This window comes from Flavobacteriales bacterium (assembly GCA_025210295.1).
GTDB lineage: Bacteria > Bacteroidota > Bacteroidia > Flavobacteriales_D > Parvicellaceae > S010-51.
Genome location: JAOASC010000031.1, coordinates 19007 through 43635 on the forward strand (window position 1 = coordinate 19007; position 24629 = coordinate 43635).

The window sequence follows — 24629 nt, forward strand, 5'->3', positions numbered from 1 at the left end:
ATGAACAAACCTCCTATTGTAATATTTGACGGCGATTGCGCTTTTTGCAATAAATCTGTTATGTTCATCTTAAAGAAAGATCGTACAAAAACGATAGAAGTTTGCTCTAATCAAAGTGAAAAAGGAAAATTACTCCTCAAAGAATATCAGCTTTCGGTAGATACCAATTCTACTATAATATATATAGCAGATGGAAAAGCTTACTATAAATCAACTGCGGCATTAACGATTAGTAAAAAATTAAAAGGACTCTATCCACTTTTATATTTCTTTATGATTGTTCCTAAATTTATTCGCGATGGTGTATACGACTTTATTGCCAAACATCGAAAAAAGATCATCAAGAAAAACTATAGCTGTGAATTTGTAGAAGACGAAGCAATTAGAAAACGAATCTATTTTTAAAACATTTACTTTGGAAACAATATTAAAAATAACCAACCTTAACAAAAAATTTGGAGCTGTCCATGCAGTAAACGACCTTTCTTTGGAGATCAAGAAGGGGAATATCTATGGGATTTTAGGGCCAAATGGAAGCGGAAAATCAACCACACTTGGAATCATCCTAAATGTAGTTAACAAAACTTCGGGAACATTTACTTGGTTTGATGGTAGCATTTCCACTCATGAAGCCTTAAAAAAAGTTGGAGCTATTATTGAACGCCCTAATTTTTATCCATACATGACTGCTGTTCAAAATTTAGAGCTTGTTTGTAAAATTAAAAATATCCCTACCTCAAAAATAGAAGAGAAATTAAAAGCTGTTCATTTATACGAAAGAAGAAATAGCACCTTTCAGACCTATTCTTTAGGAATGAAACAACGACTAGCGATTGCTTCAGCACTTTTAAACGACCCCGAAATACTAATTCTGGATGAGCCCACAAATGGTTTAGACCCACAGGGAATACATGAGATAAGGGAAATAATCAAAAGAATAGCCAGTGAAGGTACCACGATTTTGTTTGCTTCTCACTTATTAGATGAAGTTGAAAAAATTTGCAACCATGTGATTGTCATTAGAAACGGTATAAAACTATATGATGGCAGAGTTGATGAGATTACAAGTTCTTTTGGGGTCTTAGAGTTAAAAGTTGACACCAACCACGAACAGTTAATAAACATTCTTCCTACGCTCAATGGGATCGCCTCTTTCTCAGAGGAAAATGGAGTGATTATCGCTAAGCTAAACGCCTCTATTTCTGCCAGTGATTTTAATAAGGAGCTCATGCAACAAGGCATTACTTTGTCGCACTTAGTAAAACGTAAGCCCAACCTAGAACAACAGTTTTTAACCCTAACGAAGTAACCACAAATGATTCGATTATTAAGTATAGAATTTTTCAAACTAAGACACAATAGAGCCAGCAAAGTGTTAACTATATTTTACTTTGGGTTATTAACTTCTATTGCGCTTGTTTCAGCCATTAAAGTAGAAGCAGGGCCTGTAAGTTTTAAATTGGCTGATCAAGGTATTTTTGAATTTCCTTTTATATGGCATTTCAACACTTATGTTGCAGCGCTTTTTAAATTCTTTTTACTGTTTGTTATAGTTTCGATGGTAGCCAACGAGTATGCAAACAAAACGCTAAAGCAAAATTTAATTGATGGATTAAGTAAAAAAGAATACATTCTTTCAAAATTCTACATGGTTGTAGCCATGTCACTTGCTTCCACTATTTTTGTCTTTATAGTCTCTTTAATTCTTGGACTTATCTATTCTAACAATACAGAGCTAGCTGTAATTTTTACTGATTGGGAATATTTTATCGGTTTTTTCGTAAAATTAGTTAGCTTCTTTTCTTTAGGGCTTTTTATGGGAATTTGGATTAAACGCTCTGCCTTTGCAATTGGCGGGGTCTTTATCTTTTATATTCTTGAGGGACTTTCTACCTGGATTTTAAGCTTTTTTATCTCCAATAACTTAAGCAAAACAATTCAATCTGTTTTACCATTTGGCTCTAGCGAACTTCTGATTCCGCAACCCTTTAAACGAATGGAAGCCATCCAAAATATTTCTAATCAACTAGGAGGTATGGCGGCAGAGGACTACAGTGTTCCTTTTTTTAATGTTTTGATCTCTTTGTTGTGGTCGGCAGTTTTTATTTATGGAGCTTATCTCCTGATTTACAAAAGAGATTTATAAAATAGCCTTTCTTTATTACAACGTAAATAAATTACGTAGTAGCCTTATAAGTTTGTAGTGTAATCATTAAAACAAGACACTATGAACGCTATAAACACACTCAACAACACTGCTTTTTACGACGCAATAGAGATTTCTCATTTGGTATATGAAAAGGGAGATGACGGCTTAATGATGGCTTGTAAAATTAAAAAAAACAACAAAGCCTACTATACCAACATCTCTATTAGTTTTTCTCAATTTAATCAGATCATCTCCAAGTTATTGTTAATCGGTATTGATATTTACGATGACCTTTCAGCTCACTTATTTCAAACCAACCGAGCTGTTTCCGAGGTTAACTTATCCAATATTAATGGCGCGAATGTGACGTTGAACAACTTCTCACTAATGAGCAATGCAGCTTAAATCTTTTTCCTACATTAAATCTAGTATCATGAGACATTTAAAAATTCAAACTACACCACCATCAATTCCTCAATTAGGTATCCTTACACGTATTAACGAACTAAGTAAACATGAGATGATTTATATTTATCATCATCTAAAAATAGGTTCGGAATTATTTTTAGAAAGAGACAAAACAAGGTTATGGGATCAGCATGCGGTTGCGGTGTTTTACAAAGGTTTTAAAATTGGGTATGTTTCAGACCATACTAGCGGGTTAATTTGTAAACAACTAGACAAAGGTCTAACGATTTTAGCTAAAGTAAAAACACTTTACAAACAAAAATACATGCCATTGGATGGACTAGATATTGAGGTCTTTATTTCTTAATTTAGATTAATGTCACAGCTCTTGAATAGTGCTACATTTGTTTTATGAAAACACAAAAGATTATTTATTACGTTACAACTGGATTACTATCACTCATGTTGGTAGGTTCATCCGCTATGTATATTTTCAAAAATGAAGATATTTCACAATTATTTACAGGTTTTGGGTATCCAACATACCTTATTTACCCATTAGCTTTAGCTAAACTCTCTGCTGTGATTGTACTTTGGACAAATTTAAAAACCCTAAAAGAATGGGCATACTCAGCTTTATTTTTTGAGTTTATTCTTGCTTTCTTTGCTCATTTTATGATCGGTGATGGGGAACAAACTGGAGCATTGATTGCTATAGTATTATTATTTGCTTCTTATTTTACAAGTAAAAAACTTCAAGCAGCATAACATAAAAAAGTAAGGTATGAAACACGCCTTACTTTTACTTCCTCTTTAAATAGGCAAAGACTTTTAGAGAGACATCTAAAAAGAGTATTTTAGGATTAGCATTACGTTCTAAATGATAATGAGCATCATTGAGAACCTGGGTTAACACCACTATATTTTTATGGTTAATAAAAGGTGAAAATTTGGTCAAAAATTGACGTTGAGCATCGGTTAAAATCACCAAATCGGAATCGGCATAATGTCCGACTATACTTTGCCTAAACATACTTAACGAAAACACAAGGAAGTTCTTTTGCGCTTCTCTCCCAGCACCTGCTATACTATCAACCCAATCAATTGTTTCACCAACATTTCTAGTGTAGCATAAACGCATCCATTTGATAAAGTTTTCTAAATTAAATGAAGCTGAAGCTTTATCTTCCATTAAAGAATAAGCTAAACTTACATTCCCCTCTGCTAAATGCGCATAAGTATCTGCCTCATCCTGTAATAGTCCTTCATTCTGAATCAAAAACTGACTCAAATCCTTTTCTTTGAGTTTGGGAATTTTCACCAATTGCGTCCTTGATAAAATTGTTGAGATGATGTTTTCTTGATTCTCAGAAACTAGCAAAAACAATGTATTCTTGGGTGGCTCTTCAATAATCTTCAACAATTTATTAGCTGCTTGATTATTCATTAATTCAGGCATCCACATGATGAGGATTTTGTATCCACCTTCAAACGACTTTAAGCTAATTTTTTTAACGATTTTCTGACTCTCATCGGTACCAATTGTTCCTTGTTTATTATCATTTCCTAAAGTACTATACCAATCTTGCAATCCGAAATATAGAGAAGCTTCCAACTGTTTTTTCCATTCAACAAACACGTCATCAGAAGTTCTTGTTGATTTTGCTAGGTGTATTGGAAAAGAATAGTGTAAATCTGGGTGGCTATACCCTTGAACTTTTAGGCAAGAAGGACATTTTCCGCAAGAATCTCCATCTTGTTTGTTGCTACATAGAATATATTGAGCATAGGCTATTGCTAAAGGAAGACTTCCTGCCCCCTCTGGCCCTAAAAATAACTGCGCATGACTAATACGCTGAGACTTAACAGTATCTATTAAATGCTCTTTAACATCTTCTTGCCCTATAATCTTATTGAATTGCATCTCTTGACAAAGATATATTTTTGGATTGAAATTTAGATGAATTTACATTCTAGTTTTTGGGCAGAGCTATACTATTGTATAGGTTGTGCTATCCATTATATCTTTTTAACCTGTTCTTGTTACATTTTTATTTTTGACAAAATAAAAATACTCGAACTGACTAAAAAGGATGTCTTTTCTATCCCTTTTGTTTGGATCAACACCTATTCAAAGCTACGCTAAGGTAAATAGTCATATAAAACGGGCTTACTAGGGGAAGCATCATTTTCAAAACTTGCTATTTGAAGATTTAAAAAATATGCTCCATCAGCAACTGTATTGGGAACATAAATCATCTCTGTTATCGTTGCCCCTAAACGCGTCTTATTGGGATATTTCCAAAAAGCTTTATGCGCCAATAATTTTCCACCATCAAACTCTCGGTCTACAGAAGGCAAATCAATTAACAAATGTTTTATTCCCAAATCGGCAATATATGCCGCAGCTTCTTCTTCTAAATAAGCCCAGTTATTTTCACTCCAATTTTTAACTAGCTTATCTATTTTATTGGGGGTAGTTCTAATGATTAACGCTTCAGATACAGGGGTTTCTTTTAAGACTTCAACTAACTGTTTTTTTGTTATGACATAGTCTCCTTTCTTTCTCCATTCTGTTTCTTTTTCTTTATATAAAACAGGTTGTAGTGTTATTAAACGAGCATCAAAATGAAACGTTTTAAGCGTTTGGTTAATCGAATGAAATTCTGGAGTAATATGTCCTACACATTCAGTATGTGTTCCGTGACCATGGGGATTAAAAATAATATTATTAAAGTTTACACTCCCCCCTTCTGAGACTTTCCCAATAAACCCATCTCCTTTTACAGGTGTTATTTCAGCATGTTCTACATACCAAGCTGTTGTGCTGTTCCCATCTAAAGGAATTGAAATATCTATTGGTTTTGATAAATCAACTTTTTTATTGTTTGCTAAGCGTACTTCCATATTTTGCAATCCAAGATACAAAAAAGTTAAGATTGCATTACTTATTCTATTTTAAAAACTTTTTTGAAACAACACCATTCTGATTGCCAACTCTTAGCACATAGACTCCTTTGGGTAAACTTGAAACCGAAAAACGAGAGTAGTCGTTCACATGTTCCCCTTCTAAAAGCAACTGTCCATTGATATGATATAAATGATAAAATCCTCCCGTTTGAAACCCTTTAGTACTCACAACCAACTCTTCATTGGCATTAGTAAGCGCTAACGCCAAGTTATTACTATTGTTCTGCTTTACAGCAAGCGTTGTATTACTAAAAATAGGTGTACTACTTCCTACTTGTACGACCTCCATATTGCTAGTGGTTTGAATAAGTGCATAAGCAAACACTCTTTTGATATTCCAACCGGAGTTTTTGGCAACAGTAAATTCGTTGATCAAAGAATCACCAACAGTTGTTGGCAATGCGATACTCCCCCCTGAATTCCCGTTCAATGCCGTTCGAAAAACATTGAGGTGTTTATTTTCTCCATTAGGAGCATTATAAAACACTGTATCTTCTGCCATCCCAACGTATAAACGATAAGTTTCTCCTCCCGTTGGAACTGTAGCAACGGTAGTTGTTTTTACCCTTACTTTTATTGAATCAATAAGCGAAACGGTATCTAAGTTAACGTCAATTGCAATGAAAGTTGATTCATTTTGGTAAGAGTCAAACAGTGAGGCACTTGAAAAATTCACACTAGGCGATTGTACTTCTCCTTGAATAACTATACGGGGTGTTCCTCCATAGATATTATAGGCATTTGTTCTGGTATCATTTGCCACAACATTATGTTGGCTGAGCACACAAGACGCATAAGGGGAACTTGGATGGTAAGAAATCCTCAATACAGATGGATTATTTACAAGATTACTATTGAGTTGAGGGTTCCTTGAAGCACAAATACTACATACTGTATTGGTAAAATGTTCTGTAATAACATTTTTAGAAACTTGTGCTAAAGCTGAAGAGCAAGAAAGTAGATATATCAGTATAAAAAGGTTGACATTTTTTTTCATGATGTATTGTATTTTTGTCATTAGTTGGACTGAAATACAAATACTTACAAGTTATGTGCTACTTTTTTTCCGAAAGCTTCCCTTTGCTATATATTTCGCTTTTATCTAACACTCCTTCTTCGGAATAAAACTCCCATTTTCCATCCTTTTTTCCTCCAAGAAAATAGCCGATATAGTGTACCTGACCATTTTTATAAAAAGAAGCTGTACGCCCATGTAAAACGCCATTTTGATAGGTACTTTCACTCTGTTTTGCTCCATTTTCATAATATGCTGTCCATAACCCGTCTCTTTGGTTTGCTAGCATTTTCCCTTTTATTTGAATTGCCCCAGACGGATACTTTTGAATAAAATCACCGTCAGGAACCTGATTCGTTTCTGGGTGAGGAGCTTCAACTTCTTCCTTTATGATCTCTTTTTGATTAGCTTCATTACAACTAAATAGCAGTAATGAATAGGCCAACATGATAACGGTTAGCTTCATTAGCTTCTTTTCTAGTTTAATATTTTCTCTTAAAACTATGCATATTCTGCAATAGGAGTACAACTACAAATTAAGTTACGATCACCATAAGCATCGTCTACTCTTCTTACAGGTACCCAATATTTATTGCTAATACTGGTTTTAAATGGATACACAGCTTGTTCTCTTGAATAAGGGAACTCCCAATCTCCACAAATAGCTAACTCTGCTGTATGTGGAGCATTTTTCAAGACATTATTAGAAGCATCAGCATCTCCTGATGCAACTGCACTGATTTCAGCTCTAATCGACAACAGGGCATTACAAAACAAATCCAACTCTGCTTTAGCTTCACTCTCTGTTGGCTCGATCATTAATGTTCCAGCTACAGGAAAACTAACTGTAGGAGCATGAAAACCATAATCGATTAAACGTTTGGCAATATCAACAACTTCAATACCTGCTTCTTTTTTAAATCCTCTACAGTCTAGAATCATTTCGTGAGCTACTGTTCCATTTTTACCTGTATACAATACATCATATCCTTTTTCTAGTAAGGTTTTCATATAGTTAGCGTTTAAAATAGCCGTCTCTGTAGACTGTTTTAATCCTTTTGCTCCTAACATTTTAATATAACCATATGAAATCAGCAAAATCAATGCACTTCCCCAAGGGGCTGAGCTAATTGCTGTAATCGCCTTATCTCCACCAGTTGTAATAATTGGGTTTCCAGGCAAATAAGGCACTAACTTTTCTACCACACCAATTGGTCCAACTCCTGGACCTCCTCCTCCATGAGGAATAGCAAAAGTCTTATGTAAATTTAAGTGACAAACATCTGCTCCAATATTTCCTGGATTTGTTAAACCAACTTGAGCATTCATATTGGCTCCATCCATATAAACCAACCCTCCATTTTCATGGATGATTGATGTAATCTCTGTTATTGAATCTTCGTAAACTCCATGTGTAGAAGGATAAGTTACCATTAATGCTGCTAAAGTTTCTTTATGCTTTTCTGCTTTAGCTCTTAAATCTTCTACATCAATATTTCCATGTTCGTCACAATTAACAACGACAATACTCATCCCTGCCATAACCGCACTTGCTGGGTTGGTTCCATGAGCCGAAGAAGGAATCAAACAAACTGTTCTTTGGTTGTCTCCATGATCCAAGTGATAAGCTCTAATAACCATTAATCCAGCGTACTCTCCTTGTGCACCACTATTGGGTTGCATTGACATTTTTGCAAAACCAGTTATTTCACTCAAATCATGATCTAAGTTCTGAATCATTTCTTGAAATCCAAGTGTTTGATCTAAAGGTGTAAATGGATGCATATTGGCAAATTCTGGCCATGTTATTGGCATCAACTCACTTGCTGCATTTAGTTTCATTGTACATGATCCTAATGAAATCATAGAATGTACTAGAGATAGATCTTTATTCTCCAACGATTTTAAGTAACGCATCATTTCTGTTTCAGAATGATACTTGTTAAACACATCATCTTTTAAGATCTCATCTTTTCTTAGCAATTGTTCCGATAAGCTCAACTCATCGGCAACGACCAACTCAACAGCTTCTTTTCCATTTACTTTGGCAAAAATCTTAACTATTTGCGCTAAGTCTTCTGTACTTGTTGTTTCGTCGACACTAATTTGAACAACCCCATCTCCGTAGAAAAAATTCATTTCGTTAGCTTCTGCTTCTAGCTTTACAGCATTAGCATCAGCTTGAATCGTCAATGTATCAAAAAATTGGTCATTTGTTATTGTTACCCCTACTTGCTGTAATGTTTGAGCAAGCGCTGTAGCCTTTTGGTGGATTGATGTTGCGATATATTTTAGTCCATCACCTCCATGATACACAGCATACATTCCTGCCATAACCGCTAACAATGCTTGAGCTGTACATATATTTGAAGTTGCTTTTGCTCTTTTAATATGTTGCTCCCTTGTCTGTAGGGCCATTCTTAAAGCTCTATTTCCATCAGCATCTACAGATACACCAATAATTCTACCTGGTATTTGTCTTTTATAAGCCTCTTTCGTTGCAAAATAAGCTGCATGTGGTCCTCCATATCCCATTGGAACCCCAAAACGTTGAGTGGTTCCTACAACAGCATCAGCCCCCCAATTACCTGGAGCTTCTAAAAGGACTAAACTCATAATATCAGCTGCTACTGCAACTTTAGCTTCAACATCATGTGCTTTGCTTGTAAATGCTTCAAAAGAATGAACTGCTCCATTATTATCTGGATACTGGACAATAGCTCCAAAAAACTCCTCGGTTAACACGATATCGTTTGGATTTCCAAGTACTAATTCAATATTTAGTGGTGTAGCTCTCGTCTTTAAAATATCTAACGTTTGTGGGAAGATAGATTCTGCCACAAAAAACTTGTTTACTCCTGCCTTTGCTTGAGCTCTACTTCTTCCATTAAAAAACATTAACATCGCTTCTCCAGCTGCTGTTCCTTCATCTAACAGCGACGCATTAGCCAACTCCATTCCTGTTAGGTCTGCGATCATTGTTTGAAAATTCAATAAGGCTTCTAATCGCCCTTGAGAAATCTCAGCTTGATAAGGAGTATAAGCTGTGTACCACCCTGGGTTTTCTAAAACATTTCTCTGAATAACTGGAGGAACGATAGTTCCATAGTACCCTTTCCCAATAAATGATTTATAAAGTTTATTCTTCCCTGCAAGTTCTTTTACATGAGCCAAATAATCAAACTCAGATAACGCAGGTGACAAATCCAACTCTTTTTCTAACCTGATATTAGCTGGAATCGTTTTATCTACTAACTCATCAATAGAAGTTACTCCTATTGTCATTAACATTTCTTTTTGATCTTCTGCAGAAGGTCCAATGTGTCTTTTTGAAAAGATATCTTTGCTCATGTTTTAGTTATAAAAGTGCAACATTTTTAGTTTTGCAAATATACCAACTAAGAAGATATAATGTATCTGTTTTAACATATTTATTAACTCATATTTCCTACATTTTAAATAAGCGATTATCTTTGTTTAAACTTATCTTTTTCTCATCATGAATAGAATACTTTACCTCCTAACGCTTTCGCTTGTTTTTTTAGGCTATCAAACCTTAAACGCACAGGATAAAATACTTTTGTTAAATGGCAAAAGTTATGAGGGAGAATTTTTAAGTAAATCTGAAGATCTTGTCAATTTTAATTTTGTAAAAAAATCTGGAAAAGTTAAACCCTTTTCTTTTGAGCGAATTCGAGTATATTCCTACACCAAAAATGGAGAACAGGAATCTGTTTTATACCAAAGAGACACCTCTATTTTTCATTATTATTCTCAATATGAAATGCGACTTTTTATTTATGGAGAAAATGATGCCTACAACAGGTATAAAGTAACGAGACCTTGGCTTACAGGATTTGCCATAGGGCTAGGAGTTTCTCTTTACGACACCTACTTAAACGAGGGGTATACTTGTCCAGACGGAATAGAAGTTAGTAAAGGCTTTTTTAAAAGACAACCATCACTAGCACAAATTATCGTTCCTTTTGTTGTTCCAATTACTACAGGCGCAATAAAACCAAAAATGAAAGCAAGATTTGCTTCTGACCCTACTTTTCTTGCGAATGAATATTATATTGAAGGATTTAAAAAAGTAAGAAGGTTCAGAAGGGTTAAAGCCTCTTTATTAGGGACACTTTGTGGTGTTGCCTCAGGAATGCTAGCCTATTATATAACCCCTAAGCCTTGCTAATCACAAAAAGATTCATCGAGTTTATTGTTTTTAGCAACATTTGGATTGCTCTTTTAGCTGCTGGACTAGTATTAAACACCTATTTAATAAATAGCTTACCTATCAATTTTGAGGTTTGTTTATTAGTTTTTTTGGCAACATTCTCTATTTATAACTTACAACGTGTTGTTAAGCATTTTCTAAGGAAAAATAATTTTAGTAAGCGGCATAATTGGATTTATAACAACGTCAAGACACTAGCCCTTTTTGTTGTTTTATCTTCCACTGGTAGTTTTCTTTTATTTTTTTCTATTTTTTCTTTTAATGATTTTCTATACCTACTACCATTTACCTTAATTTCTGGACTATACGCTGTTTCTACCCCCAACAAAAGGGCACTAAGAGACTTTCCTTTTATTAAAATTTTTTTAATTGCCATCACTTGGGCAATCACAACTGTACTCATCCCTTTTTTACAAGCTGGTACTTTAATCTCTATTACTTTTTATGGACAGTTTTTATTTGTTTTTTTATTTATCATCGCCATCACCATTCCTTTCGACATAAGAGATCTTGAGCTAGATGATAAGAGCACTAAAACTTTACCGCAAATACTGGGAGTTCAAAATGCAATTTATCTTGCTTACGTCCTTTTATTGGTTGGTCTAGTCATCAATTATTTGAGCTTTTTCAATATCGTTTACCCCATAATTATAGCCATCACTTTGATTCTTATTAGTTTCTCCAATAAAAAAATGCCAGAACTATTTTATTCTGGCATTTTAGATGGAGTAATGATACTCTTTCCTTTATTTAATTATTTTTGGATTTAGAAAGTAGGGTTTCTATCTAATAATTTGATCTCTACACGTCTATTTAATGCAGCTGCTTTAGCATCAGCTTTTTGTGTTTCACAATCATTAAGCATTTGTGTTTTACCATACCCCTTAGGAACTAACCTTGACTTATCGATTCCTTTTTGAATTAGATATTGATAACAAGATTCTGCTCTTTTCTTAGACAGCTTCATATTTTGAGCATCACTACCAATACAATCTGTATGGGCACTTAATTCAACTACTATTGTTCTGTTTCTAGTTAAATAACGATACAAGTTATCGACAATTTCATACGAATCCTCTTGAATATCACTCTTACCAAACTCAAAATAAATATTATCAATATTTATAATATCTCCTATTTCTCCTACATAAGGACTTAGCTCCATTGTTTCTAACTTTTTAAGGTATCTAGCTCTCTTTTCATCAGACATACTGTATACAGACGGCACTTTAAAGCTATAGTCATCGTACCCTTCTCTTACAACGTTCACTTTATAGTTCTTGGTATTATCTATAGGGTGCAGCCATCTCCCGTCCTTATCTGTCAAAACAGATCCAACTTTTTTCCAGCTTCCGTCTTCTTGCTCTTCATACAATTCCACCATAGCATTCTCTACAGGTTTATTGGTTATTGCATCAATCACCTGCCCTGATAAGGTCGCCATATTCATTTCTATCCCCATCAACATTTCGTTAACTTTGGAAGCTCTTTCTGTATCTTTAGCTAAGATTTCAACTGTTTGAGATTCATATAAGTTATGCTTAAAGACTACTTTTTGATCTAAGTTTCTCTGAATATTAACTTTCCAAACTCCTGATTCATCTGTTAACTCAGAGGCTTTAAGTACCCACTCTTCTCCTTCTTTAGTGTAAGTTTCAATTGTTACATCACTCAAAAGTTCTCCTGTAATTCGGTCGATGACCATACTTGTTAAATCAACTGCTTCTTTATTTTCGACTAGTTGAAGGTTAATATCTTTATTATTATCCCAATTTTCATCGACTGTTATTCGTTGACGAGAAATAAAACCGTCTTCTGTTGTAATTAACAATTCATATTCTCCCGGAGGAACCTTAAATGCATAACGCCCATTCTCATCAGTGTAGGTTTCGGCCAATACATTCCCATCTAAATCTAATAATTGAACCAATGCACCAACCAATATATTTCCATCTTGATCTCTTGCTATACCAGTAATTAATTGTTTACCAAACTTAAAAAGGTAAATATCATCATCTCCTATTCCCCCGTGTCTATTTGATGTAATATACCCTTTGGTTTTCTTATCGCGTGAATAAATAAAACAAAAATCATCTGCTGGCGAATTAAACGGTTCAGGTAAAATCTCTGCTTTCTTCGGAAAATGATATCCCCTAACCTCTGTTTTAAATAAGTCTAAATTCCCAAAACCTGGTTTTCCGTCAGAAGTAAAATACAAATAGTTAGAATCTGCTAAGGTTGGATAAAACTCATCTCCCTCTGTATTGACATTAGGGCCTAAGTTTTTAATACTATCTACTTTCTTATCATTTAAATAAGCTGAATAGATGTCAAAGCCCCCTCTTCCTCCTTCTATACTTGTAGAGAAATAGATAATATTTGTATCTGGAATAATACAAGGATGACCAGTTGGAACTCCCTTTTTTAGCCCTTCAAAAATTAAAGGTTGTAAGTTTTCTACTCTAAGGTTTTCGATATCTAAAAACCCAACCCAAATATGCGGCATTTGCTTATACTTTGACCATTTTTTTACATAGTCTGTCCTTGTAATATAGATCAGATTTTTTTTGTAGTCAATATCAAAAGCTCCAATATGAAAATCTTCAGGCATAACGATCTCTTGCTTACCATCTTTACTAGAGTAATAATATAAAGATGCCTTAGGGCGTACAGCAGTACCATAGGCTAACTCTTCTTTTTGAGCTAAAGTATCGCTCTGTTTTAAAACCAATTTACTTCCTTTTGTAGGGTCTTCTGAAATAAAAATAATCCCTCTTTTAAAAGGTTTAGCATAAAAGTTAGCTGCTCCATTATTAATTTTCTTTAAATCAAAAAGTGAGACATCAACTTCTTTGTCTTCAGCATAATATTTCCTTAAAAAATCTACTTCTTTTTTTAAATCTGCTACAAAAGCTTTATCTGCATCTGTTTTGGTTGACTTCGGAATATATTTTACTGCATCGTCAAAATATCTATTATTTTTTAAGGTCTCTGCATATATAATGGAATCTTCATAAGAAAGTTGTTTAGCATCTGCTATTTGTTCAAAAATACGATCTGCATTCTTAAAATCATTAACATAATAGTAGGCTAACCCCAACCGCTTAGCTTCTCCTTGTCGAAGCAACTCACATTCTTCATAATACTTTATTGCTAGGTTATATTCGTAATTATCAAATAGATAATCAGCAAGTTCTACTTGAGCATGACCACGAAAAATACCAAGAAATAGTATAAAAGAGATTAAATATTTCATCTATATGCTTACTTTCTATCGTTAGTATATATTCTATTTCTTCTTTTCCAAGCTGACGTTTTAGGAGATGTATCCACATTTATCTGATAACCAACTAATATCTCATGGGTTCCGTTACTAATGGTATTTATATCTGATAAAGTATAATCATAAGCATAACCAACCACAAACTTTTTAAATTCCACACCTGCCTCAAAGATTGCTGCATCTTGCAACCTATATCCTGCTCCTATCCATAACAAGTCGTTATACATTGCTCTCACATTCCCCTCAAAAACAATAGGAGCTTGAAACATGTATCTGGTAAATATACTAGGAATTAAATCCCACTTATTAGATAATCCCATTTTCATACTCCCATCTAAATAAATAACACGGTCTAACGTATTATCAACTGCTATTGAACTTAAGTCTTGCTTAGTCTCTATTAAATTTACCGCTGAAAGTCCTAATCGAAAGCGATCTCCATAATAATTTAGACCAAAACTTGCATCAGGAATAAAATAGTTCAGGTTATTATTGATTAAAGTTAGATCATTAGGATTTTGCGTCACAATTTTATCTCTATCGAAGTTAAACTGAGTAAACATTGCAGACAATCCAAAAGCTAGGTTTCCTTTTTGAGAAGTTTTAATTCGATAACTAAACGAAAGCGCTCCACCTGTTCGGTTAGCAACTCCTGTAACTTCATTATACAACTGTAAGCCAAGCCCTAACTTTGCTCCAAGAGGTGCATGTAACGATACATCTTGCGTTTCTGGTGCATTTTCAACTCCCATCCATTGCTTTCTTCCAGACAAGTAAACGGGAATATAATCTCTAGTTCCCGACTCTGCTGGATTGTAAGAAAGCCTATTATACAAGTATAAACTTTTTAAAGGTATTTGTTGTGCAACACTTACATTACCAATTAACAGTAACAATGTAGCGACTATAGAATATTGAAAGTTCTTTTTCATCTTATTATTTTATTACTGTTAATGCCCCTGATTGTTGTTCTTTTTCTTCTCCAAACTTAATTAGATAATAATAAGTTCCTGCCGAAACGATACTTCCATTATAGGTCGCATCCCAATTCACCACAGGTTTGTTGGTTTGATAAATTACACTTCCCCACTTGTTATAGATCAACACTTCTGGTTGAGAATATTGTGAGAGGTCTAACTGCCACAAGTCATTTACTCCATCTCCATTTGGTGTAATCGTATTAATTCCTCCTGTAATATCGTCACCAAAATGACAATTGAGGTAAACTGGAATCGTATCGTATATAGGGACATGGCAATTAACTAAACCAGGACTTTGATCATGGTAGGTATATAAAACAACATGTTCTCCTGCTCCTACATTAGCTGGCTCAAAATAATTCCCATTCACTCCATTCCCAGAGAATACTCCTCCTTGAGGAGTTACGGCACTCGATAAATCAACTGGATCGAACACGCCACAGATCGAATCTTGCCAATCAAATGTAACTAATCCAGAGAGTACATTCAACGTAATGTCTCTACAATCTGAAGGTTCACAATTTGGTCCATCAGCTCTTAAGTAATAGGTAGTAGGGACAATTGGAGCCACATCTAATGTTGTTCCATATCCTACTAAATCCCCTCCACAGCTATCGGTGTACCAATACCAGATATCGTCTTGTGCTAAAATTGCACCAGTAAATGAAAGTGTTGTTGTGTCTCCTCCACAAATATTATTTTGACTTGCAACTATTCCAACAGGAGGTGTCGATAACGACCCTGTTTCTACTGTAACTGACATACATGGGTCGAATGACTCACAAGTTCCATTTTCTGGTCTTAAATAATAGGTTGTTTCAGCTTGAGGGTTCACAATAATGGTATCTCCTGTTCCTACCAATGTTCCATTGCATGAGTCTCTTCGCCAATACCAAGAATCACCAGGAGCTAATACTCCTCCATTTACATACAAAATGGTTGAATCCCCTCCACATACTTTGGGTCTTCCAGAATGCACACTGTTAGGAAAAACAGAGACTGACCCTACAGAAACCAACACAGGCAAACAAGTTTGAGGAATTGGACAATTCCCATTTTCTGCTGTCACATAATAAGTTACATCTGCAGTTGGTGTTATTGTTATTGATGGACCTGTAGCTTCTGGAGTTCCCCCACATGAGCCACTATACCACTGCCAATTCGCTCCTGTCCCTAACTGACCACTATTAACTGTTAAAGTTGTACTATCTCCCATACATAATACCGTATCTCCAGATACTGTTGTTGGGATAACAGATACTGTATTATAAATTACTTCTACTGTATCAACTGTTGCTCCACAGCAAGCGCCTCCATCAATACTCCATTCTATCACGTTAAGTCCTACATTCATCGTTAACGTTCCGTTTTCAGAGTTAGGATTAGCCACTGAGCCTCCTCCTGATATTACTGTCCAAGTTCCAACGCCGTTACGAGGAGTATTCCCCCATAGGTCTATCGTATTGGTGTTACTACAAATAACTGAATCCACTCCAGCATCTGCGATATTAGGAGAAGCTGTAGAGACATAATTAAACCCTGCATAAGTACTTGTTCCATAAATCACATCGTGTCGTCCTGTATCTGGATAATTGGTTTGAACAGCAACTCCACTCCCTAATTGAGGATTAGTTCCCGTTCCAAAATCCCAAGTATTTGCTGTTGCAGCACCATAAGAAAAATCGTCTTTTAAACAGATGATGTTTGACATTGTAATTTCTGGTTGTACTGTTAAATCAAAACTTTCTTCTTGATTAACTAATGGCGTTCCTCCATCTAACCTTAGCTGAAAGAAGTCTCCAGAGGCACCATCACCTCCTTTACCACCGTTTCCACCTCGGCCACCATTTCCACCATATCCACCATAAACACCTTCATTATGGGTTCCTCTAGCTCCACGGGTTCCACCGTTTCCTCCTGTTCCACCGTTTCCACCTATACCGCCAGTTCCTCCGCCTTGTGTAACAAACTCACTCTGAATAACATTTCCATTAGCTCCATTATTGAAAAGATACAAAGCAAAGGATCCTCCTCCGCCTGTTCCGCCTGTTCCACCAGCACCTCCTTGACCGCCGCCACCGCCGCCGCCAGCACCAGAACCAGATCCATTTACACAAAAGAAACAGTCATCACCAGTTCCTCCTGAACCTCCTGATCCACCTTTTCCTCCTGCACCATCTTGTCCGTTCGCTCCTGCTGCACCTGTTACATAAAAACCAGCTGCATAGGTTCCTGCTGCTCCATTTGCTCCTGCTACTCCATTAGCACCCACAGTTCCAGGATTTCCATTTCTTCCCCCAGATCGATCACCACTTACAGCAGAGGCTCCTGCAATTGTTCCTGTAGAAGATAGGGTTCCTCCACCTCTTCCTCCAGCTCCTGAAGTACCATCGTTTCGGCAACCAGAGCCACCTCCTCCACCTCCGCCTCCAGCTCTATGAACTGTAGACTGTGTTCCATTAGCTCCTGGCGCATTACTATTTCCACCTGCTCCTCCAGCTCCACCGACTCCAAAACCAGCTCCGGCTCCATTTCCACCTCTTCCTCCGGCTCCACCTCTTCCAGTGTCATCATCATCACCTCTAGCTCCTGCTCCACCATTGGCCCCATTCAATCCATTACCTCCGACAACACCATTAACACCATCACCTCCTTGGCCAGCAATAATATGAGTTCTCGTGAAATAGTAATTAGAACAGTTGGTTAAATGCACTCCATAAACTGTCGCTCCTGGGGTTGAAGTTGAAGCTGTTTCAATTGTAATATCTTGTAATCTAAAGTTTCCTATACCATTGCCATAAAAAGAAACTAACCTTTGGTTTCCATTTGGCCCCTCTAAATTCGCATCAGTTCTAAGAATTTTAGAAACGCCTCTTAAACTACTTTTCTCCCAATTGTTTGCAGGATCAAACCCTCCTTCTATTGTCACTCCTCCTGGTATATTTAGTGCATTAGAAATGCTATACACCCCTGCTCCAACTCTAATAACATCTCCTATTGAAGCAGAAGAAATTGCAGTTGACAAATCAGTAGGATCTGTTATTGTTCCAGCTCCTGTACCTGTTGTTGTTACATAAATAATGTTACATTGCTGAGAAAAAGAATAAAAAAATAAGAGGTTTAATATCAAAAAAATGGCATAACTCTTCATAACTCACAAATTAGATGCAAAGAGCAAACATAATTTTTTTTTACTTAAATTGCAAATATTCATCTTCATACAACACATCTAGTTCTTCCTTTATCTCTTTGTCTTTGAATGGGATAATATAATCTCCTCGATTCATTATCTTATATTCAATATTGGACAAATCCATGGTCGTATCTATCAGTAATGAAAATGGTCTATTATTGATGGTTTTAAACGCATACACCTTTACTTTCACATCTCCTAAGGGTGCATTTTGCGGATGCTTTGTAATCTCATGATCTAAGAAGTGAGCAAATTTCACAAAGTGCATGGGAAGATGAATCATTCTTGCAAACTGCAACACATTCATATATTCTTCAATTTGAATGTCTCCTAATTTTTGATTATTCTCAGAAAAAAGAACCACTTTAGCAGCCCCTTGTTTATCAGCTAGCATCATTCTCCATGCAAAATAATTACCGTATCCATGCCAACTCGTTTCTCCTTTTATTAAATGTTGCCTTAACGGCATTAAAATTTGTATCGCAACATATAAAAGCACTGGATATTTAAACCATGAGGAATTCAACCATTTGCTCTTGTTTTCAACAAATTTCAAACGACTCATTTTAAACAAATTGGTCAACTCTTCATTGAAATAAAATACACAAATAGATATTGCCATCCAGGGGAAGGTTCCGATGGTCCAGATAAAATGGTTGGTAATATGAAAAGGTAAAATAAATAGCAAACTGTAGAACTTTAACTTTTTATGATACAACATAAAACCGATAAAAAAATCAAACAACAGACCATACCACGCCATAAAAACAAAACTAGTATCAGGAGACAAGATTCCTAACAAAGAAAAATCTTCCCCCAACCAATATTTTAAAGGGATACCGTTTAGCCAATCCTTATTTAGCTTCGCTATGGCTCCATAAAAATAAACGACAAACATTTGAAACTTGAAAATATCAACATTCCATTTAGGGATAAGCTTACTTGAAAAGAAGATGCTTTTAACACTAAAAGTAGCATCAGCCTGTACAAAAATGGAGGTAAAAAGCAATAAACTATTTAAGTAATAATGGTTATTGTAGTGCCCTACATCAAGTAAAAAGATATAAGTCCAAATAAAGAAGATAACAATAGAAGAAAACCGGTATAGAAAACCTATAGCATAGAAAAAAGAAAAAACTAATGCAACATTAAACATCACCTTTAGGTTGTTGACTGTTGTAATGTTCACCCATTCAAAGAAATCATACTTTAACAAATACTTAGACAAAGTAAGATTTTCAACAATGTAAGGTTCTATATAATAAAACTGAAAGAACATTAAAATCCCAAAGAAAAACCTAAAGAGCGCATTAGACAAAGGGCTAACCTCTTTAAATAAATATGCATTTATTTTGTCCTTAATCGATAATTCCATTTTCTTCTTTTCAGATTATTTATTAAAGTAGTTTTTCAAAACAAGTATAATTGGATGCTGTTTTCTTTGGGAAATTCACAACTCCCGTTTTTCTGTACCCTATTTTTTTGTAAAAAAGTAACGCCCCCTCATTCAGAGAATAAGTATCTAAACGAATCGACTTCCTACCTTTTAAATTTGCATAATCTTCAGCAAAACTCATTAATTGTTTGGCATACCCTTTTCTTAACCAACTTTCAGCAACACATAACCTATGAATAATATAATAAGGAGCACTATCAAGACTCCATTTGACCGTTTGGTATTCGATTGGTTCATCTTCTGTTATCGCAATAACAGCTACTAACTTGTTTGCAACATATCCTCCAAAAAGCCATTTATTTTTAATATCATTCAGTACTATTGGTAAATTGGGGTAATTTTCATCCCATTGATTGAAGCCTTTTTTTTGATGTTGACAGACACAAGAGTGATAAACCTTTAACACCTCCTCTGCTTCATTTGCTTCAATATTTTTCACCTCCATCTTTTATGGCTGGAATTTCAAATGGCCAGTATATTGTCCATTCATCAACTCTTGACGTGAGCTATAACTTAACTGAAAAGGTGAGCCTATTTGATATTCTTTCATCACAATATTCACCCTACTTGAAAAAACACCTAACCCTCCATCAATATTTGAAAAAGTTGGACGTTCAGAAACAATACTATTGCTTGGCTCATTTACCCCAATGTAGGTACTTAAATCTTCTCCCGCCGCTGCTAAGGAAAACTCTATTCTTTTAAACACTCTCTTCGTTACATTATCCTCATTTTCATAACCATCCAACTTTCCTGCTATAATTTTATAAAATGCGTCTCCTCTAATTTCTTTAGTCATATCTTCTCCACCATCTGTTGTTTTTGAATTAGACGCTCCTAAAAACCACTCTATGCTTTTTTCTTCGATACCATTTTGGTTGTGCTCATCATAATAAAACACCATACTTGTTTCATATCTACTTGCTCCTTCTACAGACAACCAACGAACAGGAACATCGCTATAACTATTATTAGGACTTGCAAAACTCAATCCTGAATGGGCTTGCTGCTTAAAAAGCTGTCCAAAATCTAAATTCCCAACTAGCTTTGTTTCTGCTTTTGCCGTTTTTCTTCCCTCATCAATATTAACCGTTAATTTATAGGTAGCGTCTGTATTTAACCCTCCATTTGGAACAAAAAAGTATACCTTTTGTGAATCTGTATTAAAAATCCCATCTTCAATATTCTTTACCCATTTTTCTTCAAGGCTATATGAATTCAATACATCTCCATTTAATTCTTCATCTATTGTTGCGGATAAATTAGGGAATAAAATACTGTCATTAATTGCAGCATAGGTTGTATTATCTCCTGTTCCTAAATAAGTCTTATTTATCTTGACATACTGAGTGTCAACCGTTTGATCTAGCGCACCAAAGATAACAGGGATATCATCATAAGGAGCATTGATTTCAAAATCTGTTTTACAAGCTTGTAAAGCAACCAATGCACTCATAGACAACACTAAAAATATACTCTTTCTAAAACTCATATTAATCTTTCTTATAGGAACAACTAACAAATGTAATATTTTATTTCATTTAATTAAAACAGAGTTATTTAAAGGTTTGTTATTTAAATAAATGGTTGCGATATAAATATTTAGTAGTTTTGGCTTCAAATCATGAATAATGTCTACGGTTAAAAATGTTACCACTTTAGTTTTTGGCAAAGGGATTAATATTATTATCAATATATTATTCCTTCCGTTCTTAGCTAGAACTCTTAGTATTGCTGAATACGGAGATTATGGGCAAACTATTCTTGTTGTAGACGTTATTAAGATGTTATTTTCTGGTGGACTTGCCTCCATTGTTTTTGTTTATTTGAGCAATAACAGAAACAATAAACAAGTCATCAGTAGTAACTATTACTTAGGTATAACACTAGGGGTTATTGCATGTGTTTTGTTAATTGGTTTTAGCGAATTAATTGGTTTATCTTTTAACAACGAAAACATCCCTTTTTACATTACTTTATATAGTTTTAGTGTTATTTTTTCTATCCCAGCTACGACCTTATCTTCTGTTTTAATTTTTTACAAAAAAGTTCCGTTATACACGAAAACACTTGTATTAATTAACACCCTTCGTTTAATTCTTTTGTTTATTGCAATCCAGTTTTTTTCGTCTTTAAAACTTGTGTTCATTTTTCTTTCTTTGCTCGAACTAATAAAGTTCATTCTTCTCACTGCTATTTTAAAAAGTAGGCTAAGCAAAGATTACTTAACAAAAGTTAAAGCCGGGGTTGAACAACTCAAAACAGGTGTGTATTTAAACTTTGCAAACATCCTTGGTTTTTTAACCTTAGCAACGGATAGTATTATGATTAGTTTATTTAAGAACGAGGAAAGTTTTGCTATTTATAAAAACGGAGCTTTTGAGGTTCCATTAATTTCTGTTTTATACTTATCGATCTCACAGTTATTTCTCCCTAAAATAACGCAGCACTTTTCTAACGATAAGCTAGACACTATTGCTAACATCAAAAAGAAACTTTCGTTAAACATTGCTGCTATTGTTTATCCATTCTGTATTTTCTTCATTACTTTTAGTTCTGATTTCATCACCCTTTACCTATCAGAAAAGTACATTGACAGCGCATTAATTTTCACCATATTCAACCTCTCTTTATTGATGAGAATTTATGATTATCTGGATGTATTAATCGCTTCTAAAAACACTAAAAAGATTCTATACCTTCAAATTTTCGCAATACTTTTCAATCTGGTTTTAAATGCGTTCTTTATCTATTATTTTGACATTAAAGGGGCAGCTATAGCAACAATAATCACATTATTTATCTATGCATTTATTGCCCTTAAAATGAACGCCAACATACTGAAAACAAAACTTACAGCGATTATAGACCTCCCTAAAATTTTATTTACATTATTAATCGCCTCCTTGTGTATTCTTCCTTTCTTATGGATAACGATTTCCGATAACATTTTTATTGATTTTTCTTTTAAATTCTTGTACTTCCCGCTCACCTACTTCCTCTTGTATCAACGGAATTTCATTGATGAAAAAATTGTTACATTTTTCAAACAAAAGCTAAATGCTTTTCTTCCTTCTAAAACTTAAAGTCTATTTTTTTTAGATTTGCAAAAAATAAAACTACTATTTAATGTGTGGAATTGCTGGAATTATATCATATACTGACCCTGTTGATCTAAACGAGGTTAAATTAATGACAGATACAATTGTACACAGAGGCCCTGATGGAGAGGGAAGATGGGTTAATCAAAGTAAAACTGTTGGTTTAGGGCATAGAAGGTTGTCTATTTTAGACCTTTCTGAAAAGGGCAAACAGCCAATGCACTACAAAAAAGGAAGATACACCATTACCTACAATGGTGAAATCTACAATTATCTTGAGCTAAAAAAAGACCTACAGTCTAAAGGATATGTATTTGAATCGGAAACAGACACAGAGGTTTTATTAGCATTGTTCGACTTCAAAAGAGAACTTTGCCTACAAGATTTAGACGGAATGTTTGCTTTTGCAATATGGGATGAAGAAAGAGAAGAGTTATTTTGTGCTAGGGATCGTTTTGGCGAAAAACCTTTCTTTTATCATAGCTCCAACCAAAAAATTGTTTTTGCTTCTGAAATGAAAGCGCTCTTTAAAGTTGGCATTTCCCAAGAAAAACGATTAAGTAGGTATTACCAGTATTTGATGTACGGAATTAACGAAGATCCTAATGACCGTTCTTCTACTTTTTACGAGCATATCCAACAGCTGAAGCCCTCTCACTATTTAATTATATCAAAGCATCACAAACCAATACAAAAAAAATATTGGGACATTGACCTCACGCATCAGATTGACATTTCATTTGCTGAAGCTCAAGTTCAATTTAGGACTTTACTCGAAGACGCGATCAAAAAACGACTCCGAAGCGATGTTCCTGTAGGGAGTAGTCTATCTGGCGGGTTAGATTCCTCTTCTATTGTTTTACTGATCGATCAACTGAAACAAGAGGAACAAGTACAAAAAACCTTTTCTGCTCGGTTTAAAAACTTTGACAAAGACGAAGGAGAATATATGCATTATGTCATCAACAAAACTAATGTTGATCCACATTTTGTATATCCTACAGCAAACAGTACGCTTTCCAACTTTAAAAAAATCATGCATCATCAGGAGGAGCCTATCGCTAGTTTAAGTATTGCTGCACAGTTTGAAGTAATGAAGCTAGCTAGAGCTAACGATGTAATTGTACTACAGGATGGCCAAGGAGCTGATGAAATTCTCGCTGGGTACCAAGGATATTATGACGCTTATTTTTTGGAGCTGTATCGAACCAACAGAAAAAAATATCACGAAGAGTTAAAAGCCTATAATCGTCACAGGGGGTTAACGCAAAACAACCCCTCACTTGAATTTAAATGGCATGCTTTGCACTACTCTTCCAAAAAAACGGTAGGAAATTTCTTTAAAAACATCAAGAAAACAGACTCCAACTATTTCTTAGGGATCAATCCTGAATTAGTAAAACACTATCAGAAAAGTAAAAACCCTTTAGACCGATCACCAAACTTAAAACAACGCCTCTACGATGCTCTTTTTAAACGAGGTTTATCTGAATTATTAAGATATTCTGACAGAAACTCTATGGCTAACTCTGTTGAGGTTAGACTTCCGTTCTTAAGTCATCAATTGGTATCTTTTTTATTTTCTTTACCCAATGAATATTTATTACAAGCTGGCTGGACCAAATATATTTTAAGAAAGAGCTTAGAGGACCTTTTGCCGCAAGAAATTGCATGGAGAAAAGATAAAATAGGATATGCTATCCCACAAAAAAAATGGGAAAACGACCCTTTATTTCAATCGATTATTTCTGCATCTATTGAAACGCTAAAAAAGGACAAGATTATTGCGGTTGAAAACCCCAAATTAAATTGGCAATACCTCATGCTAGGAAGTATCTAA

Annotated in this window: 21 protein-coding genes; 10 read left to right on the plus strand and 11 right to left on the minus strand. The window is 34.9% G+C overall.

What is annotated here, in order from left to right; genetic code table 11:
- The 6 genes from N4A35_09735 to N4A35_09760 all read left to right on the plus strand — a co-directional run bounded on the left by N4A35_09735 (position 1) and on the right by N4A35_09760 (position 3325).
- Positions 1 to 405 (plus strand): DUF393 domain-containing protein, encoded by a 405-nt coding sequence (locus N4A35_09735; GenBank protein MCT4581685.1) that lies wholly within the window; start codon positions 1 to 3, stop codon positions 403 to 405.
- Positions 406 to 415: 10 nt separating this feature from the next.
- Positions 416 to 1309, plus strand: coding sequence for an ABC transporter ATP-binding protein (locus N4A35_09740; GenBank protein MCT4581686.1), 894 nt, complete (start codon positions 416 to 418; stop codon positions 1307 to 1309).
- Positions 1310 to 1315: 6 nt separating this feature from the next.
- Positions 1316 to 2146 carry an ABC transporter permease gene (locus N4A35_09745; GenBank protein MCT4581687.1) on the plus strand — a complete coding sequence of 277 codons (831 nt, stop codon included), beginning with the start codon at positions 1316 to 1318 and terminating at the stop codon, positions 2144 to 2146.
- A gap of 81 nt (positions 2147 to 2227) precedes the next feature.
- Positions 2228 to 2554 (plus strand): hypothetical protein, encoded by a 327-nt coding sequence (locus N4A35_09750; GenBank protein ID MCT4581688.1) that lies wholly within the window; start codon positions 2228 to 2230, stop codon positions 2552 to 2554.
- Positions 2555 to 2582: 28 nt separating this feature from the next.
- The gene (locus tag N4A35_09755; GenBank protein ID MCT4581689.1) at positions 2583 to 2924 is read left to right on the plus strand and encodes an HIRAN domain-containing protein; all 342 of its coding nucleotides are present in this window, start codon (positions 2583 to 2585) and stop codon (positions 2922 to 2924) included.
- Between the two features lie 44 nt (positions 2925 to 2968).
- Positions 2969 to 3325, plus strand: a complete 357-nt coding sequence (locus N4A35_09760; protein ID MCT4581690.1) for a DoxX family protein — start codon at positions 2969 to 2971, stop codon at positions 3323 to 3325.
- A gap of 34 nt (positions 3326 to 3359) precedes the next feature.
- On the opposite strand, the gene N4A35_09765 is transcribed toward N4A35_09760, so the two are convergent.
- The 5 genes from N4A35_09765 to gcvP all read right to left on the minus strand — a co-directional run bounded on the left by N4A35_09765 (position 3360) and on the right by gcvP (position 9893).
- Complete coding sequence (locus N4A35_09765; GenBank protein ID MCT4581691.1) at positions 3360 to 4481, minus strand: DNA polymerase III subunit; 1122 nt, start codon at positions 4479 to 4481, stop codon at positions 3360 to 3362.
- A gap of 218 nt (positions 4482 to 4699) precedes the next feature.
- A complete protein-coding gene (locus N4A35_09770; GenBank protein ID MCT4581692.1) occupies positions 4700 to 5464 on the minus strand; it encodes a cyclase family protein in 765 nt (254 codons plus the stop codon).
- A 46-nt stretch (positions 5465 to 5510) separates the two neighbouring features.
- The gene (locus N4A35_09775) at positions 5511 to 6524 is read right to left on the minus strand and encodes a T9SS type A sorting domain-containing protein (protein ID MCT4581693.1); all 1014 of its coding nucleotides are present in this window, start codon (positions 6522 to 6524) and stop codon (positions 5511 to 5513) included.
- Between the two features lie 58 nt (positions 6525 to 6582).
- Positions 6583 to 7008, minus strand: a complete 426-nt coding sequence (locus N4A35_09780) for a hypothetical protein (protein MCT4581694.1) — start codon at positions 7006 to 7008, stop codon at positions 6583 to 6585.
- A 35-nt stretch (positions 7009 to 7043) separates the two neighbouring features.
- Positions 7044 to 9893 carry an aminomethyl-transferring glycine dehydrogenase gene (gcvP, locus tag N4A35_09785; GenBank protein ID MCT4581695.1) on the minus strand — a complete coding sequence of 950 codons (2850 nt, stop codon included), beginning with the start codon at positions 9891 to 9893 and terminating at the stop codon, positions 7044 to 7046.
- Between the two features lie 148 nt (positions 9894 to 10041).
- On the opposite strand from gcvP, the gene N4A35_09790 reads away from it, so the two are divergent.
- The gene (locus N4A35_09790; protein MCT4581696.1) at positions 10042 to 10734 is read left to right on the plus strand and encodes a hypothetical protein; all 693 of its coding nucleotides are present in this window, start codon (positions 10042 to 10044) and stop codon (positions 10732 to 10734) included.
- On the plus strand, positions 10728 to 11546 hold the full coding sequence (locus tag N4A35_09795) for a hypothetical protein (GenBank protein MCT4581697.1): 819 nt from the start codon (positions 10728 to 10730) through the stop codon (positions 11544 to 11546). Before N4A35_09790 ends, N4A35_09795 begins: the two co-directional genes overlap by 7 nt.
- Here the strand turns inward: N4A35_09795 and N4A35_09800 are convergent.
- From N4A35_09800 to N4A35_09825, 6 genes are read right to left on the minus strand one after another with little or no spacing between them, the layout of a single operon-like run.
- Positions 11543 to 14032, minus strand: a complete 2490-nt coding sequence (locus N4A35_09800) for a carboxypeptidase regulatory-like domain-containing protein (GenBank protein MCT4581698.1) — start codon at positions 14030 to 14032, stop codon at positions 11543 to 11545. The two genes, N4A35_09795 and N4A35_09800, sit on opposite strands and share 4 nt — an antisense overlap.
- Before the next feature lie 8 nt (positions 14033 to 14040).
- The gene (locus tag N4A35_09805; protein MCT4581699.1) at positions 14041 to 14991 is read right to left on the minus strand and encodes a type IX secretion system membrane protein PorP/SprF; all 951 of its coding nucleotides are present in this window, start codon (positions 14989 to 14991) and stop codon (positions 14041 to 14043) included.
- Between the two features lie 4 nt (positions 14992 to 14995).
- On the minus strand, positions 14996 to 18190 hold the full coding sequence (locus N4A35_09810; GenBank protein MCT4581700.1) for a gliding motility-associated C-terminal domain-containing protein: 3195 nt from the start codon (positions 18188 to 18190) through the stop codon (positions 14996 to 14998).
- A 40-nt stretch (positions 18191 to 18230) separates the two neighbouring features.
- Entirely contained in the window at positions 18231 to 19607 is a 1377-nt protein-coding gene (locus N4A35_09815; protein ID MCT4581701.1) for an HTTM domain-containing protein, read from the minus strand.
- Positions 19608 to 19629: 22 nt separating this feature from the next.
- On the minus strand, positions 19630 to 20127 hold the full coding sequence (locus N4A35_09820; protein MCT4581702.1) for a GNAT family N-acetyltransferase: 498 nt from the start codon (positions 20125 to 20127) through the stop codon (positions 19630 to 19632).
- A gap of 9 nt (positions 20128 to 20136) precedes the next feature.
- Positions 20137 to 21180: a hypothetical protein gene (locus tag N4A35_09825; GenBank protein MCT4581703.1), complete on the minus strand. Its 1044-nt coding sequence runs from the start codon at positions 21178 to 21180 to the stop codon at positions 20137 to 20139.
- A 139-nt stretch (positions 21181 to 21319) separates the two neighbouring features.
- Here N4A35_09825 and N4A35_09830 point away from each other — a divergent pair, with 139 nt between their 5' ends.
- Together N4A35_09830 and asnB are read left to right on the plus strand one after the other, a co-directional pair.
- A complete protein-coding gene (locus tag N4A35_09830; protein MCT4581704.1) occupies positions 21320 to 22774 on the plus strand; it encodes an oligosaccharide flippase family protein in 1455 nt (484 codons plus the stop codon).
- Between the two features lie 43 nt (positions 22775 to 22817).
- Positions 22818 to 24629 carry an asparagine synthase (glutamine-hydrolyzing) gene (gene asnB, locus N4A35_09835; GenBank protein MCT4581705.1) on the plus strand — a complete coding sequence of 604 codons (1812 nt, stop codon included), beginning with the start codon at positions 22818 to 22820 and terminating at the stop codon, positions 24627 to 24629.